The organism is Shinella sp. GW821-FHT11G07, from assembly GCF_058808115.1.
On record NZ_JBXARJ010000014.1, the window covers coordinates 34,980 to 52,458 of the forward strand.

Below are 17,479 nucleotides of genomic sequence, written 5' to 3' on the forward strand. Positions count from 1 at the left end.
TCACGCCCAACCGGTCTAGAACGACCAGATCAGCGGGACGACGAAGACGGAAACCACGAAGAACCAGGCCAGCAGCGGCAGGCCCAGCTTCCAGTATTCGCTGAACGTGTACCCGCCAGGCCCCATGACCATCACGTTCGTTGGAGTTGCGATCGGTGTCAGGAAGGCCGCCGCTGTGTCCGCTATTCCTTTGAGAAGCCCGGTCCGACCGCCCGAGATTAGCCCGGCAGTGCGATAAGTCATGAGCCTGGCGTCCCGAAGCTGCACATTCCGTCCCGGAGTCGGGGCGGCAATTTGTTCTATGGCGCACGGTCTTAATCGGGCGCGGGCACCAGAGATGCCGTGGCGTGAAGCGGGCACACGCCCGCTTCCGCGGCGTGTTCCCGGAAATCCCGAGCGAGACTTTGTCGCAAATGCCGGGAGGATATCACCGCTGCGTTCCGTGCCGACGGTCCGCGCTAGTGTCGCGCGGGCGGTTCCTCGACGACAAGCGCGATCTGGACAACGGGTCCTACCGGATCAATCACGCTCTCTATGCCACCAGTCCCAACGTCGCGCGCCTGATCGGCGACAGGTTTTTTGGACGGGCAGGTTGTCACCGATGTCGGTGTTGCGCCAGAGGACGGCGCTGGATGCGCTCGGTTCCGCCGCAACCTTCGTCATGACCGCCCGATCCTGATCTTCGATATCGCCGGCAGTCGCCAGACAGACATTCTCCGGCCGATTTGGAAGGAGGTGCCGAGGTTAAAACGGGACGACCGGCGTAATTTTGGGATTCACCGCTCATCCTTGTCGACGCGTCAATTGCTAGCGTCTCTGGTGGCGGCCTGTATGTGAGGCCCATCGCGCCTGCTGACCGGAGGCGAGGGTTGGCATGTGCATGACATCCAGCGAGGCTGGCGGCTCAATGAGTTTCAACTAGAGGATCTCGACATGAGCGATCTGGTTTTCATCGCATTTCCGACGGAAGACAAGGCAGAGGAAGTGCGCCAGAAAGTGCTGTCGCTTCAACGGGAATATCTGATCGAACTTGGCGATGCCGTTGTCGTCGTCAAGAATGAGAAGGGTCAGATCAAGCTGAACCAGCTTGTCAATCTTACCGCGCGGGGCGCAGTGTCCGGCGCTCTTTGGGGCACGTTGATCGGCGCCATCTTCCTGATGCCGCTGGTTGGAACGGCGCTTGGTGCGGCTTCCGGTGCGCTCGGCGGCCAACTTAGTGATGTCGGTATCAACGACAGGTTCATGAAGGACGCGGCGGGCGCGCTTCAGCCGGGTACGGCGGGTCTTTTTCTGCTGGTTCGCAAGATGACGACCGACAAAGTTCTGGCCGATCTCAAGGGCGTGGGCGGCGAGCTTTTGCAGACATCGTTCGACGAGACCAAGGAAGCCGCGCTGCGCGAAGCGCTGTCCGCTGCCCAGGCCGAGGTCGAGGCGGCTCCAGCAGCGGCCGCGTGACCGGAGCCAATCGCAGTTGACGGAGGCTGGGCGTACCAGCCTCCTGTCTCCTCGCGGTTTGCAGAGACTGAAACAGGTCGAGGGGTCGTTGAGCCCTGGGACCACGAGCAGGGGGACGAGGTGTGACCGCAATTCAAAGCACCGGTCTCATCATCTTTGCCACGATTGCGCTGTTTGCGTGGAACAGGCTTCCGCCTATTGCCGTCGCCTGCCTTGCGGCTCTTTCCCTGTGGGTCGCTGGCCTTGTCACCCTCGATCAGGCTTTCGCGGGGTTCGGCGATCGTGCCGTCCTGTTCATCGCCAGTCTCTTCGTGGTGAGTGCCGCGCTCGAAAAGACAGGCGTGACAGCATGGGCAGGCCAAGTCCTCATGGCACGGACAGGCGAGAACAATAGCACCCGGCTTCTCCTCATTCTCATGATCGCGGTCGGCGGTCTGACGTCGCTCGTCAGCGGAAGCGGTGCGGTTGCGGCGCTGATGCCCGTCGCGGTGATAGCGGCGGTGCGCATGGGCCAGTCGCCCGGCCAACTGCTCATGCCGCTGGCCTTTTCCGCGCATGCCGGGGCCAACCTGCTTCTGACCGGTGCCCCGAAGAACTTTCTTGTCTCGGAGGCGCTGGAAGATGCGGGCCTGGAAGGGTTCGCTTTCGCCGAATTTGCCCTTGTTGGCGTACCCTTGCTTGCCGGGACGGTTCTCATCGTCCTCCTTTTCGGCAAGCGCCTGCTGCCCAGCCAGAGCGGTGCTCGGCTGCCCGCCGATTTCAGCCGGCACGCCCAGACCCTCGTCGAGCACTACGGTTTGAGCGATGGACTGTTTCGGCTGCGCGTCAGAAAGAGTTCCCCACTTGTCGGCCTGTCACCGGAGAACATTGATCTGGCAGGCTCCGGCGACCTGCAGGTTATGGCCGTGCAGACCTCCGCGTCCGGTCTTCCGGTTCGAGGTCGCACGATCACCTCGGAAGATTACCCGCTTGTTCGCGGTGCCGCGCAATCCGTCGCGGAAGCGGCGTCTCGCCTGCATCTGGCCGTTCGCGAAGACGCCTCGTCGGAAGGCGGAAACCCAGCCTTCAATCGCCGGTCGGGGCTGGCCGAAGTGATGATCCCGCCGCGTTCCGGCCTGATCGGGCAGCCGATGTATCCCGGCCTGGCGACGGAAGATGGTGACCTGATCGTCCTGGCGGTGCAGCGGGGCGGCGAGGAAATCGATTACTCAAAACCGGAGCTGAAGGCGGGCGACACCATCCTTCTCGAAGGAAGCTGGGAGGCCCTCGACCGGCGGCTGGACGATCCTGATGTGCTCGTCGTCGATTCGCCCGATCTCGTCCGCCGGCAGGCCGTGCCCATGGGACCGGGGGCGGGGATCGCCGTCGCCACGCTCCTCGGGCTTGTCGTCATGCTGGCGTTCAACATCGTGCCGCCGGCCGTCGCAGGCCTTGTCTCTGCCTGTGTCCTCGTCGGGGCGGGTGTGGTCACAGTTGACCAGGCCTACCGTGCCGTCCACTGGACGACGGTGATCCTGGTCGGGGCGATGATGCCGATCTCGACGGCGATGATGGAGTCGGGCACGGCGACTTTCGTGGCCGATCAGCTTGTGTCCGCAATCGGTTCCGCCGGACCGACGGCGCTCCTTGCGGGGCTTTTCCTGCTCACGGCATTTTTGGGGCAGGTCATGAGCAATACGGCGACCACGATGCTGGTCATTCCGATTGCGATGGCCGCGGCGGCGGGTATGCACATCGCGCCGCAACCGGTTCTGATGAGCCTTTGCATCGCCGGTTCTGCATCGTTCATGACGCCGATCGCCACGACGACGAACATGATGGTGATGGGACCGGGTGGCTATCACTTCGGCGATTACTGGAAGCTCGGTACGCCCCTGATGGCCTGGTTCTTCATCGTGGCCGTTTTTATCGTCCCGTTGATCTGGCCGCTCTAGCACTTTGGCATAGTTGATCTTACGTCCCGAATTTGACGCCAAAAGCACCGATATCGGGTCGGCTTTACTGGTTTCGCGAATGCTATGATGGAGGATTAGCCGATGGCCGCTAAGGTCGGCCCTTCAATGGATGTCGATGGTCATAGATTCAGAACGCGCGGCGAGCCCATTGAGTTCCTATAAAGGCTCTTTCAATGCGGAGCATTGGAAGGACCCGATTTCGTGCTCGACTGATCGCAAGATGCCGACGGCATCTTCAGTTGACAACCAAAACATATCCTATATTCTGGATATATGGATAATATAGCAGCAATTGCGGCGCTCGGCGCCTTGGCCCAGACCACACGGCTGGAGACCTTCCGTCTTCTCGTTCGGCACGAGCCCGATGGCGTACCCGCAGGCGAACTTGCGCGCCTCATTGACGTACCACAGAATACCATGTCGGCGCATCTTGCAACGCTTTCGCGGGCGGGGCTGGTCACGAGCGAGCGGCAAAGCCGGTCAATCATCTATCGCGCCGACCTCAGCGGCCTGCGCGACTTGACGCTATTCCTGCTCAAGGACTGCTGCGGCGGTTCGACGGAGCTTTGCACCCCGCTTATCGCCGAGCTTACGCCATGCTGTAGCCCGGAGGCGAAGGTGTCATGAGCGACATCAGGCTGGAACGAATCGCGGGCAACGATGCCGACCTCAAGGCGGCCTTTATGGGAGCACACCTTCCGATAGCTGCCCATCGATAACGATGGCCGAACCTTCTTCAAGATCCTATCAGAGGATGGCCGGATTGTCGGGTTCTCGGGTGTCGATCGCTGCGATGACGACTATCTGCTCCGGTCAGTCGTCGTGCTCCCCGATCGGCGCGGAAGCGACCTCGGCAAAGCTGTCGTCGAGGCGACCTTGGCAAGCGTTGCGCGCGCGAGCCACGGGTTTCTTGCAACAAAAAGTGCGGCGCCGTTCTTCGGCAGACTTGGGTTTTCTGAAGTCGAACAGGAGAGCGTGCCCGCCGCGGTGCGCGATACCCGCCAGCTTTCTTCCATCTGCCCATCGTCAGCCACCATCATGAGGCTCAACCGGACGCCGATCTAGCCACGGACCAACGCCATGATCGACAAGACCTACAACGTGCTGTTCCTCTGCACGGGCAACTCTGCCCGTTCTATTCTCGCCGAATCCATTCTCAACAAGGAAGGCGGCGGACAGTTCAAAGCGTTCTCCGCCGGCAGCCAGCCGAAGGGCGAGGTCAATCCGTACGCCCTGAAGGAGCTTGAGGCTCTTGGCTACCCATCGACAGGCTTCTCGTCGAAGAGCTGGGATGTGTTCGCGGAGCCAGGTGCTCCGCAGATGGACTTCATTTTCACCGTCTGCGACAGCGCCGCGGGCGAAGCCTGCCCGGTCTGGATCGGTCATCCGATGACGGCCCATTGGGGCGTCGAGGACGCGGCCGCCGTCGTTGGAACTGAAGTCGAGATCCAGCGTGCCTTCGCACAGGCAGCTCGCTTCCTCAAGAACCGCATCGCGACCTTCATCAATCTTCCGCTCACCTCGATCGACCGCATGGCGCTCGAAACCAAGCTCCGCCAGATCGGTGCGATGGAGGGGTCGACCAACCCCGAAGGAAAGCCGGCCTGATGTCCACCTTTGAACGCTATCTCACCATCTGGGTCTTCCTCTGCATCATCGTCGGCGTGGCTCTCGGCCATCTCATGCCCGGGGTCTTCCAGATCGTCGGCGCGGCCGAGGTCGCCAAGGTGAACATCCCCGTGGCGATCCTGATCTGGCTGATGATCATTCCGATGCTGCTGAAGATCGATTTCCGCTCACTGGCGCAGGTCGGCATCTACTGGCGCGGCATCGGCGTGACATTGTTCATCAACTGGGCTGTCAAGCCGTTCTCCATGGCGCTGCTCGGCTGGCTCTTCATCGGCTGGCTGTTCCGCCCCTATCTTCCCGCGGACCAGATCGACTCATGCATCCCCGGGCTGATCATTCTGGCCGCCGCCCCCTGCACGGCAATGGTGTTCGTCTGGAGCAACTTGACGCGCGGCGAGCCGCTGTTCACCCTCTCCCAGGTTGCGCTTAACGATGCGATCATGGTCGTGGCCTTCGCGCCGATCGTCGGACTACTGCTCGGTCTCTCCGCCATCACCGTGCCCTGGGATACGCTTGTTCTCTCGGTCATCCTTTACATCGTCGTGCCCGTCGTCATCGCGCAGATCATCAGGCACCGCCTCACCGCCGACGGGACGATGGGGGCGCTGGACCGCACGCTCGCAAAACTCCAACCGATCTCGCTGTTGGCGCTCCTCGCGACGCTGGTTCTTCTCTTCGCGTTCCAGGGTGAGCAGATCATCGCCCAGCCGGCCATCATCCGCTTGCTCGCCGTGCCGATCCTGATCCAGGTCTACTTCAATTCGGGTCTCGCCTACATCCTGAACCGCATGTCGGGCTAACGCCATTGCGTCGCCGGGCCGTCGGCGCTTATCGGCGCCTCCAATTTCTTCGAGTTGGCCGTCGCGGCCGCCATCAGCCTGTTCGGCTTCCAGTCCGGCGCAGCGCTTGCGACCGTCGTCGGCGTGCTCATCGAGGTTCCAGTCATGCTCTCGGTCGTCTGGATCGTGAACCGCTCGAAGGACTGGTATGAGGCCGCGCCGTCCGTATCCCGAACCACCATCACCGAAAGGCATTGACCATGGACGCCACGGTCTACCACAATCCGTCCTGCGGGACGTCCCGCAATACGCTGGCGCTGATCCGCGCCGCCGGGATCGAGCCCACCGTCATCGAGTATCTCCAGGACCCGCCGGCGCGCGAGCGTCTCGCCAGGATGATCTCGGATGCCGGCCTGACGGTTCGGGAAGCGATCCGCGAGAAGGGCACGCCCTATGTCGAACTCGGTTTCGACAATCCTGATGTGACCGACGAGCAACTGCTCGACGCAATGATCGAGACGCCGATCCTCATCAACCGCCCGTTCGTCGTGACACCGCTGGGTACCAGGCTCGCTCGACCTTCCGACCTCGTACTCGACATCCTTCCCGACACCTTCACGGCGCCGTTCTTCAAGGAATAGGGCGAGCAGATCCTCGACCAGGAAGGAAAGCGCATTGCCTGACACATTCCCCGCCTTGCAGGATCAGCACGTGCACTCAACCGATCTCGATGCCCTGCGCCCGGTCGTCTCGACGCACAAGCCCCGTATCCTGATCCTTTACGGCTCCTTGCGTGAGGTGTCGTATACCGGGGCCCCGCCGCAGGGAATGGGCAGCGGCCCCCTATCGCCTGATCCCACGCGATCCGCACACTCACAGCGGTTGCCACCGGCAAGGCGCGTGAACTACGCCGACGCCACCTGGCCATCGCGATGTATCTCGCTTTCAGGCACGCAGCGCCGTTGCCAATCCGGTGTCGGCCAACCGCGTTTCTTCTCGCGCCGGCATTTCGTCAACAGTCTCGCGATCGGACAGTTGGTGGCGAGGGTGAAGGGGTTCATCGTGCGGATTCAGCAGGAAACGGCGGGCTACGTCGAGATAGCCATCGTAGACCAGGCCACCGTTGATCTCGATAAGCGCGCTCCTGTGCCGACGGTAAAGCGGCGGTATGCGGTACCATGGAATGCCAGGGCGCTTGTGATGCAGCACATGCAGATTGTTGTAAAGGAACAACAGGCCGAATAGCGGGCTGTTTTCAACGATTGCGGTGCGCTCGTCGTGGTGGTCGGCGTAGCGGTGTTCGGCAAAGGACCGCAACCTGGAAAGCGCTGCACCGACATAGACGAAGCCGAAGAGATAGAGCCAGAGCGGCATATCGCAAACGGCGAGTACCCACACCATGACAGCGGCAATACCGATTGCGTGGCGCACCCAGAGAGCCGCCTTCTGCCGGTCGCCATTTATAACGGCCGCCGCTTCCTGCACGAGGAAGTTCACGATCATCACGAGGGGGCCGAGTGTCAGCCGTCCAAGCAAGGTGGTGTTCCATGCGGCAAGGCGCCGACCGATACCGCCCATGCGTTCCCAGGCCGCCTGGGTGAAATAGGAGGATTCCGGATCTTCGATCGGGTCGGTCAGGTGTTCGTCGCGATGATGTGTCAGGTGTCCTTCGCGATAGATCGCATAGGGCAGCCAGAGGGAGAGCGGCGGCCAGCCGATGGCGTCATTTATGGCGCGGCTGCGGGTGGGGTGGCCGTGGATGACCTCGTGCTGCAGCGAGCCCTGCCAGGCGACCAGCCAGCCGCCGAGGGCGATCACGGCCACGACGGGCAGCGATTGCCAGAACCACGTCACAGCGAAAAAGCCGCCATAGATCACGACAGCAAGCGCCACCGTTTGCCATTCGATGCGGGTGATGGCGGATAGGGTGGATTGCGAAGGAAGGGCATCAGGCGACTGGCGGCTGGACATGAACTGGTTCCGGCGGGAGAAAAGCGATCAATTTCAAGCGTCAGTATAAAAGCCGAGCGCCCGATGCCGCGCCGCATGGCTTTGCAGCAGACAGGCGAAAAAGGAAAAACGGGTTGCGCAAAACGGCATTGTGGTGAAATATTTATTCTATGTATTTTATAGAATATTCGATCTAATCCCTCCATCAAATTGACGAGCACCCTCCCCGCCTCGTGGCTGGTTGCTCAATACCGGAGGGACAACCATGACATTCAACCCCACCCGTCGTCAGGTGCTGGTCGGCGGCGCTTCCATCGCAACCCTCGTGGCGCTCGGCGGCATTCACCCCGCCTTTGCCAATGCGGACCGCACGAAGATCGTCGTGCGCGTCGACAAGGATCTTTCCAATCTGGATCCGGCCAACCGTTCCGGCCCCGTCGATCTCAACGTCATCTGGTCGGTTCAACAGGGCCTGATCTCCTTCAAGCCGGGCTCGACCGAATGGGAGCTTGATGCCGCCGAAGAGCTGGAGCAGGTGTCGGATACGGAAATCCGCTTCAAGCTACGCGGCGGCCTTGCCTTTACCGGCGGCTACGGCGACCTGACGGCGGAAGATGTGAAATTCTCTTTCGAGCGCTTCATCAAGCCGGATGCCGAAGGCAAGCCTGTCACCTACGCCAAGGACTGGTCCGCGCTCGATCGCGTCGAGGTGACCGGCCCGCTCGAAGGCCACATCATCCTGAAGAACCCGGCACCGGCGCTCTATACGATCGCGCTCGCAGACGGCTCGGGCCGCATCCTTTCAAAAAAGGCTTTCGAAGCGCTCGGCGAAAAGGCGATCGCCACGAAGCTGATCGGTAGCGGCCCCTATGTGCTGAAGGAGTGGACGCCGCGCGAACAGTTCATTCTCGAGATCAACCCCGACTACAAGGGGCCGATCCAGCCGCATTTCCAGCAAATCGTCGGCAAGCCGATCGGCGAGCAGAAGACTGCAGAAATCGCCTTCCAGTCGGGTGAGATCGACTTCACCGCCATCGATCCTGAAAGCGGCAAGACGCTCGCCGACCTGCCGGATGCAAGCGTGACGGAAATTCCCGCCATCGATTATGTCTGGTTCGGCCCGAACATCGAAAAGGCGCCGTTCGACGACATCCGCGTGCGCCAGGCGATCCGCCATGCCGTCGATATCGACGCGATCCTGCAGGGCGCCTATTCCGGCATCTATCCGCGCGCCAACGCGCTCCTGGCGCCGACGCTGCTCGGTTACTGGAAGGATGCACCGGTCCATGCCCGCGACCTGGAAAAAGCGCAGGCTCTGCTCGCCGAGGCCGGCCATTCCGGCGGCTTCAAGACGAAGCTGACGATCGAGGCCAATGCGCGCTACGAGGCGATTGCCCAGATCATCCAGGCCAATCTTGCCGAAGTCGGCATCGAGGTGGAGATCGAGGCGCTCGAATCCGCCGCCTATTGGGCGCTGGGTGAAAACGATGCCAGCAAGGATCTTGAACTGTCGCTGATCAAGTACAACGGCAAGTTCGATCCCGGCTTCCAGACGCAGTGGTTCACCTCCGCGCAGGTGGGCCAGTGGAACTGGCAGCGTTGGAAGAATGCCGATTTCGACGCCCTGCATGAAAAGGGCGGCGTGACGGTCGACCCGGCCGAGCGCGAGCAGATCTATATCGAAGCACAGAAGTTGCTCGACGAATCCGCCGCCTTCATCTGGATCACCCACAACCTCAACGCCTTCGCCTCGCGCCAGTGGCTGAAGCCCGGTGTCCTGCCGAATGGCAACAACTGGCTCTACACCGCTTTCACGGAAGCGACGGCCTGATCCGGTGGCTGTTTCCGGACTGACGGATCGGGATGCGCTTCGATGAGAAGCGTATCCCTCCAGATTCATCTCGCCTTCAAGCTGGCGACGGCAATGCTCGCCGTCGCTGGCTCCGTCGTTCTTTTGATGGCGCTGACGCGCCTGATCCCCGGCGACCCCGCCACCGTGATCCTCGGCTCGCGCGCCACGCCCGAGGCCGTCGCCGCCCTCAATGCCCGCATCGGTCTCGACAAACCGCTGATCGAGCAAGTCTTTGCCTTCTTCGGCCGACTCCTATCCGGCGATCTCGGCGAAGATGTTTTCAACGGCCGATCGGTGCTCACCCTCGTTTCATCCGCGCTGCCGAATACCGCGGCCCTTGCGATCTCCGCCATGCTCTGCGCGACTACCTTGGGCGTGCCGCTCGCCCTCCTCTCCGCCCGCTGGCCGGGCGGCAAGGTGGATCGGCTGATCGCGTTCCTGAGCGTCGGCTTCATCTCGACGCCGAGTTTCGTCGTCTCGGTTTTCCTGTTGATGACCTTCTCCGTCACGCTCCGCTGGTTTCCCGTACTGGGGGCCGGCGAAAGCGGCGATCTCGGCGACCAACTGTGGCATCTGGTGCTTCCGACCACGGCCCTTGCCGCTGGCTGGATCGGCTACATCGCCAGGCTTCTGCGCGCCTCGCTTCTGGAAGTGCTCGGCGAAAACCATATCCGCACCCTGCGCGCCTATGGCGTCAGCGAAACGAAGATCCTCGTGAAATTTGCGCTGAAGCCGGCGATCCTGCCCACCGTCGCGGTGCTCGGCATGGGATTTGGCGAGCTTCTGGGCGGCGCGGTCTTTGCCGAGGTGATTTTCAACCGGCCCGGTCTCGGCTCGTTGATCTACGATGCCATCCGCACGCGCAATTACCCGGTCGTACAAGGCGGTGTCTTCGTCATCGTGCTTCTCTATGTGCTGACGAACCTCATTGCCGACCTCTCGCAGAGCCTGCTCGATCCGCGCGAGCGCGCCCGCCTCGTCTCCGGAAGAGGAGCATGACAATGGACCTCTTCCGAGATCTCTCCCGTCGCCCCGGCGGCACGTTCGCGCTTCTTGCGGTGACGCTGCTCTGTCTGGTGGCGATCGCGGCACCGCTCATCGCACCCTATGGCCCGAACGCCATCGCACCGGCCAACCGGCTGATGGACCCGTCGTTCCAGCATCTGCTCGGAACCGACCATCTCGGCCGTGATATCCTGAGCCGCATCATATACGGCACGCGCGTCGCGCTCGGCATATCGCTCTCGGTCATCGCCATCTCGCTGACGACCGGTGTGGCGCTCGGGATTGCGGCTGCGCTCTCGCCACGCGCCATCGACCTCGTGGTGGTCGGCATCTTCGATATCGTCACTTCGTTTCCAAGCATCATCCTGGCCCTGGCGCTGGTCGCCGTCTTCGGCCCCGGCCTCGGCAACGTCGTGCTGCTCGTCAGCATCGTCTTCATTCCACATTTTGGCCGGGTCGCTCGCGCCCAGACGATCGCGATCCGCAACAGCCCCTTCATCGAGGCCGAGCGCGTGCTCGGGGCACAGGCCTGGCGGGTGGTGCTGCATCACGTCACGCCGAACATCATCGGCCCGATCTTCGTGCTGGCCTGCATGGACATCCCCGTCGTCATCACCATCGAGGCGGGCTTGAGCTTTCTGGGCCTCGGCGTGCGCCCGCCGCTGGCAAGCTGGGGCAACCTGCTCAACGACGGCTACACCTATCTCGACCGCTCGATCTGGCTTGCCACCTTTTCCGGCCTGGCGCTGATCCTCGCCACGCTCGGCTTCGCGCTGCTGGGCGAATCCTTGCGCGATACACTCGACCCAAAGCTGAGGAGGGTGCTGTGACGGACCCGCTTGTCAGCATCGAAGGCCTGAACGTGTCGTACCGGGGTGCCGGGCGTGCGGCCCACATCCTCGATGGCGTCGACATCACGATCGCTCGCGGGCAATCCGTCGGCCTGGTCGGCGAAAGCGGCAGCGGCAAGTCGACCGTGGCCTTCGCCATGCTCGGCCTGCTCGCCGACAATGCCGAGGTTTCCGCTCGTCGGGCATTGTTCGACGGGCGCGAGACGGCCTTCGCCGACAAGGAGACGACGGCGCTGCGCGGCACCGACATCGCGATGATCTTCCAGGATCCGATGACCGCGCTCAACCCGATGTTCACCATCGGCACCCAGCTCGTCGATATCCAGCGCAGGCGGTTTCCTAGGGATAACCGGCGTACGCTCTGGGCGCGCGCCAAAACCGTACTCGCCGATGTCGGCGTGCAGGATGCATCGGCGCGCATGCACCGCTACCCGCACGAGTTTTCCGGCGGCATGCGCCAGCGTGTGGTGATCGCCATGGCGCTTCTGGTCGAGCCGAAGCTGCTGATCGCCGACGAGCCGACGACGGCGCTTGATGCGACGATCGAAGCGCAGGTCGTCGACGTGTTGCGTCGGCTGAGACAGCGCACCGCCGCCTCCATGCTGATCGTCAGCCATAGCATGGGGCTGATCGCCGAACTCTGCGACAGCGTCATCGTTATGTATGCGGGAACAGTCGTGGAAAGCGGCCCGGTCCGCGATGTTCTGCATCGTCCGCGCCACCCTTATACCCGCGCGCTGCTGGCCTGCGAGATCGACCCCTACGCCGCGTTCGATCCCGCGCAGGACCTGGCGACGATCCCCGGCAACGTGCCCGATCCGGCTCGTCGGCCCGAAGGCTGCATCTTCGCCAGCCGCTGTCCCGCAAGCCACAACCGTTGCAGCGAAAAGCCACCGCGCCGGCAGATCGCTAACGAGCATGCTTTCGCCTGCTGGCTGGAGGCTGCGTGATGGCAGCACCCATTCTCACCCTGAAGGACGCTGTGGTCCGCTACGATCGCCTGACAGCCGTCGACGGCATTTCGCTGGAGCTCAAGCGTGGCGAAACGCTTGGTCTCGTCGGCGAAAGCGGCTGTGGAAAATCCTCCGTCGCGCGCGCCATCGTCGGGCTCCAGCCGCTTGCAGGCGGCACGTTGATCGTTGAAGGCGAGGCGTTGCCCCAGAGCGCGACCAAGCGCCGGATCCAGCTGCTGTTTCAGGACCCGGCCGCCTCGCTCTCGCCCCGTATGACCGTGCGTGCGCTCCTGGCCGAGCCCTTGAAAATCCAAGGGGTGCACACGCCGGAGAGTTGGGCACGCACCGCGTCCCTCGCAGACAGCATCGGCCTCGGCGAACAGCTTTTCACGCGCTATCCGCACCAGCTGAGCGGCGGGCAGGCACAGCGCGTGGCGCTCGTGCGCGCACTTGCGGCCGAGCCTTCCATCATCGTTGCCGACGAACCGACGGCCGGTCTCGACATCTCCATCCAGGGGGAATTGCTCAATCTGTTGCGGGCGCTCCGCGATCGGCTGGGGCTCAGCTACCTGCTCATCTCCCACAATCTCAACGTAGTCGGGCGCGTGACCGATCGGGTCGCCGTGATGTATCTGGGCCAGATCGTCGAGAGCGGGCCGACGGCCGCGCTGTTTCGCGATCCCGCGCATCCCTATACGCAGGCGCTGCTTGCCGCCAACCTCACGCTCGATCCCAAGCGTCGACGCGAGCGCATCGTGCTGTCGGGCGAATTGCCGAGCCCGAGCAATCCACCGTCCGGATGCCGCTTCCACAAGCGCTGTCCCCTTGCCCAGCCGAAATGCGCGGGTGAGGTGCCTGTACTTCAGGGGGGAACAGATGGGCGCAGTGTCGCCTGCCACTTTCCGCTCGCCGCGGAACCGACCGCCCTGCCTCAAGCGATGGCGGGGTAGCCATGACGTGCAGCATATCGATCCAGCTCCGCCAAAACCTCGTAGTCGGCATCGCCGAGCAGGCTGATGCCACGCAGCGAAAGCGTGTCGCAAACGTCAGCAAGTGCCGGATCGGCGATCGTCTCCGCCAGCGCGCGGCGCAAGGTCACCAGGTCCCTTGCCGGGGTAGACGCGGCCGTGATGAAGGGCAGGCCCGGCCCCTTCGCCGTTTCCGCCAGGATGCGCACGCCCGCAACGCGCTCGGGATCGAAACGCAGGGTGTTGCCGAAGGTCACGCAGTCGATCGCCGCGATATCGGCCGCCCCGCTCGAAACAGCATCGATGCTCGCCCGATGGCCGCCGGTCTCCAGCACGGATGCGAAGAACCGGCCTTCGACCGCGTGCGGCGCCACAAAGGCGCGGAAGAGGTTGTAGCCGGAATTGCTGCCGGGCTCGTTGATGGCGGCTCGCCCGCCCCTCAGATCCTCGATCGACTGTGCGGAGGACGCTGCATTGACGATGATGAAGCTGCATTTGAGTGGGCCATCGCAGCCGGGAAGCCCATACACGGGCGAAGCGACCAGCTGCACCTTGCCGCGCAGATGCTGGACGTAGGGGTAGCCGCAGGTCTGGCCGAACAGGAGGTCCGGGCGAAGCCACGCTTCGTCGTAGCGGACATCGTCGTCAAGCGCCTCCGGCGCATCAAGCCCAAGGTCCCGGAGGCGCTTGCCGAGAGCGTCCCAGAACAGCCGCGTCGCCTGCGCGACCGGCTCTGGGCTGACATACATGGCGAGGCTGGCAATGGGCATGACCGAACTCCGGAAACAATTCAAAAACCTATGCAATACATAGATTTAAACTGCAATAAAATTTCTTGTCTGAAAGGATTTCTGCCATGAAGCTGCCCGTGCAAGACGCCGGCTCCACCGCTGGAACTGCAACCGAGATCACCTGTGACGTGCTCGTGATCGGCGGCGGCCCGGCGGGATGCTGGGCAGCCCTCGAAGCGGCCGGCGCCAAGGCAAGGGTCGTGCTGGTCGACAAGGGGTACTGCGGCAGTTCCGGCGCCACTGCTTCCGCCGGCACCCAGATCTGGTATGTGCCGCCGAACCCGGCAGAACGCGAAACGGCGATGGCAAGCCGCGAGGCAATGGGCGGCTATCTTTCCGACCGCGCGTGGATGGTACCCGTCCTCGACAAGACCTTTGAAAGCGTCAATCGCCTGGCGGACTGGGGTTATCCTTTCCCCCGCAACGAGGAGGGCGACCAGCAGCGCATCTCCGTGCAGGGACCGGAATATATGCGGTTGTTGCGGCGCCGGGTGAAGAATGCCGGCGTCACCGTTCTCGATCACCATCCCGGCACCCATCTGCTGACGGACCGTGGAAACGTCGTGGGCGCAAGCGGGCTGCGCCGGCAGGCGGGCGGGCACTGGACGGTCCGCGCCGGGGCGGTTGTGCTTGCGGCCGGGGGCTGCGCCTTCATGAGCAAGGCGCTCGGCTGCGACGTGTTGACCGGCGACGGCTACCTGATGGGCGCGGAAGCGGGCGCCGAACTCTCCGGCATGGAATTCTCCTCCGCCTACGCCATATCGCCGGCCTTCGCCTCGATCACCAAGACGGCGCTCTATCGCTTCGCGCAATTCTACCACAAGGACGGAAGCCTGATCGAAGGCGCAGGGTCCGCCCGCGGGCGCTCGATCATCGCGCGCATGCTGCTCACGGAACCCGTCTATGCCCGGCTCGATCTCACGGATACCGATGAGGTCAGGGCGATTCTGCGGCGCGCGCAGCCGAATTTCTTCGTGCCGTTCGACCGGCGCGGCATCGACCCCTTCACCGAGTTCTTCGAGGTGAAGCTGCGCCTCGAAGGTACCGTTCGCGGCACCGGCGGCCTTCGACTGACCGGACTCGACTGCGCCACCACCGTCCCCGGCCTCTATGCCGCCGGCGACAATGCCACCCGCGAGCCGATCTGCGGTGGCTTCACCGGCGGCGGCAGCCACAACGCCGCCTGGGCAATCGCCTCCGGCACCTTCGCCGGCGCGTCGGCGGCAGCCTTTGCCCTCGGCAACACCAACGCCGCCAACAAAACGGCGGGGACCCCTTCAACAGTTGCAAGCCACCCAAGCACCCTAGACCCACAAGCCATCATCAAGGCGGTCCAGGACGAGGTCTTTCCACTCGACATCAACTACTTCCGGACTCACGCCGGGCTTTCATCGTCTCTCAAGCGGCTTGATGGCCTGTGGGAGGATGTTGCGACGGCAACGGCGGACGAGGCGACCGCCCTGCAATTGCGTCAGGCCCAGGCGATGGTGGCGACGGCGCGCTTCATGTACCGCGCGGCCCTGGCGCGCACCGAAACGCGCGGCATGCACCGGCGCGATGATTTTCCCCAGCAGGACCCTCAACAGCATCACCGCCTGGTCTTGAGCGGTCTTGAGGCAATCTTGGTGCGGTCGGAACCGATCCGATCTGCCGGATATGCGGAGGCAGCGGAGTAATGATCGAAGTTCTCGATACCGATGCCTGCACGGACTGCAATCTCTGCGTCCAGGTCTGCCCGACCAATGTTTTCGAAGCGGTGCCCGACGGCCCGCCACTGATCCTGCGGCAAGACTCCTGCCAGACCTGTTTCATGTGCGAACTCTATTGCCCCGTGGATGCGCTCTATGTCGATCCGGATGCCGAGGCCGTGCATAAATTGACCGTGGAAGGCGTGCGTGCCGGCAATCTCTTCGGCAGCTACAGAAAAGCCATCGGCTGGCACAAGGAGACGCGTGACCGCCGCTACATCGACGACCATTTCCGTCTGCCGCAATAGCGGCCGGCACGACAGGACAAAGGCTGCAAGTGCCCGCCGGCAAGCCCATCAAGGGCTGCCAGCGGGATCGGCCGCCCGGCTAGAGGGCGCGAGCGGCTGCAAATGCCCGATCGAGATCCGCCTTGAGGTCGTCGGTATCCTCCAACCCGATCTGCAGGCGCAGCACAGGTCCATCGGTCGGCGCCGTCGTCACCCTGCGCTCGTTCAGGGATACGTGAAGCGCCAGGGACGCAAACCCACCCCAGGAATACCCCAAGCCAAAGATGGACAACGTGTCCAAAAAAGCCTGGGCCTTCGCCTTGAACTGCTCTTCATGCTCGACGCGAAGAACAAAGGAGAAGACGCCGCTGGCACCCTTGAAGTCGCGCTTCCAGATATCGTGGCCAGGGAAACTCGGCAGCGCGGGGTGCAGCACACGCGCGACGTCGGCGCGGCTTTCAAGCCATCTGGCAATGTCGAGAGCGCTTGCCTGATGGCGATCGAGGCGAACACCGAGCGTGCGCAAACCACGCAGGACCTGATAGGTATCATCAGGTGCAGCACACAGGCCAAGCAAGCCGTTCGCCTTTCTCAGAAGCGGCCAGTGCCGGGCGTTGGCAGACACCGTCCCGAACAGAATATCCGCGTGACCGGCGGGATATTTGGTGGAAGCCTGAATGGAAACGTCGACGCCGAAATCCAGTGGCTTGAAGTAAAGCGGCGTCGCCCAGGTATTGTCCATGGTCACGATCGCGCCATGGCGATGGGCTGCTTCAACGATCGCAGGAATATCCTGTATTTCGAACGTGTTGGATCCAGGTGCCTCGGTGTGCACGAGGCGCGTGTTGGGCTTGAACAAGCCCTCGATTTCGGCCCCGATTGCCGGATCATAATAATCCACCTCGATACCGAAACGCGGCAGCATGGAATCGCAGAACTCTCGGACATTGCCGTAGACGGAATCGACGATCAGCGCATGGTCACCCGATGAGAGATAGGCAAGCAGCGGAACCGTGACGGCGGCAAGACCGGACGGGACGAGGATGGTGCCCGCGGCACCCTCCAGTTCGTTGATCGCCGCACAAAGGGCATCCGTCGTCGGCGTTCCGCGGGTGCCGTAGGTATATTTCTGCCCGTGCGTCTCCATTGTATGCGCATCGGGAAACAGCACGGTTGAACCGTGCACGACCGGGGGATTGATGAAAGCACGCTGACTGACGGAATCGTATCCCGACCTGACCAGGCGCGTTTGTGGGCCTTGCTGCGTGGCAGCGTCTGCTTTGTCGTTCATGAAAATACCCTCCTCGGCATTTGAT

The 17,479-nt window shown here is 62.9% G+C and carries 17 protein-coding genes and 2 pseudogenes; 15 read left to right on the forward strand and 4 right to left on the reverse strand.

Annotated elements, in window-relative coordinates:
- Positions 1-15: 15 nt before the first annotated feature.
- On the reverse strand, positions 16-243 hold the full coding sequence (locus AC1RT2_RS24095) for a hypothetical protein (RefSeq protein ID WP_493106224.1): 228 nt from the start codon (positions 241-243) through the stop codon (positions 16-18).
- A 690-nt stretch (positions 244-933) separates the two neighbouring features.
- On the opposite strand from AC1RT2_RS24095, the gene AC1RT2_RS24100 reads away from it, so the two are divergent.
- The 8 genes and pseudogenes from AC1RT2_RS24100 to AC1RT2_RS24135 form a co-directional block, all read left to right on the forward strand.
- Positions 934-1,455, forward strand: coding sequence for a DUF1269 domain-containing protein (locus AC1RT2_RS24100; RefSeq protein ID WP_493106207.1), 522 nt, complete (start codon positions 934-936; stop codon positions 1,453-1,455).
- Positions 1,456-1,577: 122 nt separating this feature from the next.
- Entirely contained in the window at positions 1,578-3,389 is a 1,812-nt protein-coding gene (locus AC1RT2_RS24105) for an SLC13 family permease (protein ID WP_493105963.1), read from the forward strand.
- A 294-nt stretch (positions 3,390-3,683) separates the two neighbouring features.
- Positions 3,684-4,037 (forward strand): ArsR/SmtB family transcription factor, encoded by a 354-nt coding sequence (locus AC1RT2_RS24110; RefSeq protein ID WP_493105965.1) that lies wholly within the window; start codon positions 3,684-3,686, stop codon positions 4,035-4,037.
- Positions 4,038-4,172: 135 nt separating this feature from the next.
- The gene (locus AC1RT2_RS24115) at positions 4,173-4,475 is read left to right on the forward strand and encodes a GNAT family N-acetyltransferase (RefSeq protein ID WP_493106209.1); all 303 of its coding nucleotides are present in this window, start codon (positions 4,173-4,175) and stop codon (positions 4,473-4,475) included.
- A gap of 15 nt (positions 4,476-4,490) precedes the next feature.
- Complete coding sequence (locus AC1RT2_RS24120) at positions 4,491-5,018, forward strand: arsenate reductase ArsC (RefSeq protein WP_493105967.1); 528 nt, start codon at positions 4,491-4,493, stop codon at positions 5,016-5,018.
- Positions 5,018-6,076, forward strand: a pseudogene (gene arsB / locus AC1RT2_RS24125) (ACR3 family arsenite efflux transporter). Before AC1RT2_RS24120 ends, arsB begins: the two are co-directional and overlap by 1 nt.
- Before the next feature lie 2 nt (positions 6,077-6,078).
- Positions 6,079-6,459: an arsenate reductase (glutaredoxin) gene (gene arsC / locus AC1RT2_RS24130; RefSeq protein ID WP_493105969.1), complete on the forward strand. Its 381-nt coding sequence runs from the start codon at positions 6,079-6,081 to the stop codon at positions 6,457-6,459.
- A 55-nt stretch (positions 6,460-6,514) separates the two neighbouring features.
- Positions 6,515-6,628: pseudogene (locus AC1RT2_RS24135) on the forward strand (arsenical resistance protein ArsH); the annotation flags it as partial.
- Between the two features lie 135 nt (positions 6,629-6,763).
- On the opposite strand, the gene AC1RT2_RS24140 reads toward AC1RT2_RS24135, so the two are convergent.
- Positions 6,764-7,789, reverse strand: coding sequence for a fatty acid desaturase (locus tag AC1RT2_RS24140; protein ID WP_493105971.1), 1,026 nt, complete (start codon positions 7,787-7,789; stop codon positions 6,764-6,766).
- A gap of 244 nt (positions 7,790-8,033) precedes the next feature.
- Between AC1RT2_RS24140 and AC1RT2_RS24145 the strand changes: the two genes are divergently transcribed.
- Genes AC1RT2_RS24145 through AC1RT2_RS24165 form a run of 5 tightly spaced genes read left to right on the forward strand, consistent with a single transcriptional unit; the run spans position 8,034 to position 13,379 of the window.
- Positions 8,034-9,599, forward strand: coding sequence for an ABC transporter substrate-binding protein (locus AC1RT2_RS24145; RefSeq protein ID WP_493105974.1), 1,566 nt, complete (start codon positions 8,034-8,036; stop codon positions 9,597-9,599).
- Positions 9,600-9,641: 42 nt separating this feature from the next.
- Positions 9,642-10,619 (forward strand): ABC transporter permease, encoded by a 978-nt coding sequence (locus AC1RT2_RS24150; RefSeq protein ID WP_493105976.1) that lies wholly within the window; start codon positions 9,642-9,644, stop codon positions 10,617-10,619.
- 2 nt (positions 10,620-10,621) lie between these two features.
- Positions 10,622-11,455: an ABC transporter permease gene (locus AC1RT2_RS24155; protein WP_493105978.1), complete on the forward strand. Its 834-nt coding sequence runs from the start codon at positions 10,622-10,624 to the stop codon at positions 11,453-11,455.
- Complete coding sequence (locus AC1RT2_RS24160) at positions 11,452-12,426, forward strand: ABC transporter ATP-binding protein (RefSeq protein ID WP_493105980.1); 975 nt, start codon at positions 11,452-11,454, stop codon at positions 12,424-12,426. The genes AC1RT2_RS24155 and AC1RT2_RS24160 overlap by 4 nt, the downstream gene beginning before the upstream one ends.
- On the forward strand, positions 12,426-13,379 hold the full coding sequence (locus tag AC1RT2_RS24165; protein ID WP_493105982.1) for an oligopeptide/dipeptide ABC transporter ATP-binding protein: 954 nt from the start codon (positions 12,426-12,428) through the stop codon (positions 13,377-13,379). Before AC1RT2_RS24160 ends, AC1RT2_RS24165 begins: the two co-directional genes overlap by 1 nt.
- On the opposite strand, the gene AC1RT2_RS24170 is transcribed toward AC1RT2_RS24165, so the two are convergent.
- Complete coding sequence (locus AC1RT2_RS24170; protein ID WP_493105984.1) at positions 13,361-14,167, reverse strand: phosphate/phosphite/phosphonate ABC transporter substrate-binding protein; 807 nt, start codon at positions 14,165-14,167, stop codon at positions 13,361-13,363. The two genes, AC1RT2_RS24165 and AC1RT2_RS24170, sit on opposite strands and share 19 nt — an antisense overlap.
- 86 nt (positions 14,168-14,253) lie before the next feature.
- Here AC1RT2_RS24170 and AC1RT2_RS24175 point away from each other — a divergent pair, with 86 nt between their 5' ends.
- Positions 14,254-15,864: an FAD-dependent oxidoreductase gene (locus tag AC1RT2_RS24175; RefSeq protein WP_493105986.1), complete on the forward strand. Its 1,611-nt coding sequence runs from the start codon at positions 14,254-14,256 to the stop codon at positions 15,862-15,864.
- Positions 15,864-16,184 (forward strand): 4Fe-4S dicluster domain-containing protein, encoded by a 321-nt coding sequence (locus tag AC1RT2_RS24180; RefSeq protein ID WP_493105988.1) that lies wholly within the window; start codon positions 15,864-15,866, stop codon positions 16,182-16,184. The genes AC1RT2_RS24175 and AC1RT2_RS24180 overlap by 1 nt, the downstream gene beginning before the upstream one ends.
- A 79-nt stretch (positions 16,185-16,263) precedes the next feature.
- On the opposite strand, the gene AC1RT2_RS24185 is transcribed toward AC1RT2_RS24180, so the two are convergent.
- Positions 16,264-17,454, reverse strand: coding sequence for a cystathionine beta-lyase (locus AC1RT2_RS24185; protein WP_493105990.1), 1,191 nt, complete (start codon positions 17,452-17,454; stop codon positions 16,264-16,266).
- Between the last annotated feature and the right edge of the window lie 25 nt (positions 17,455-17,479).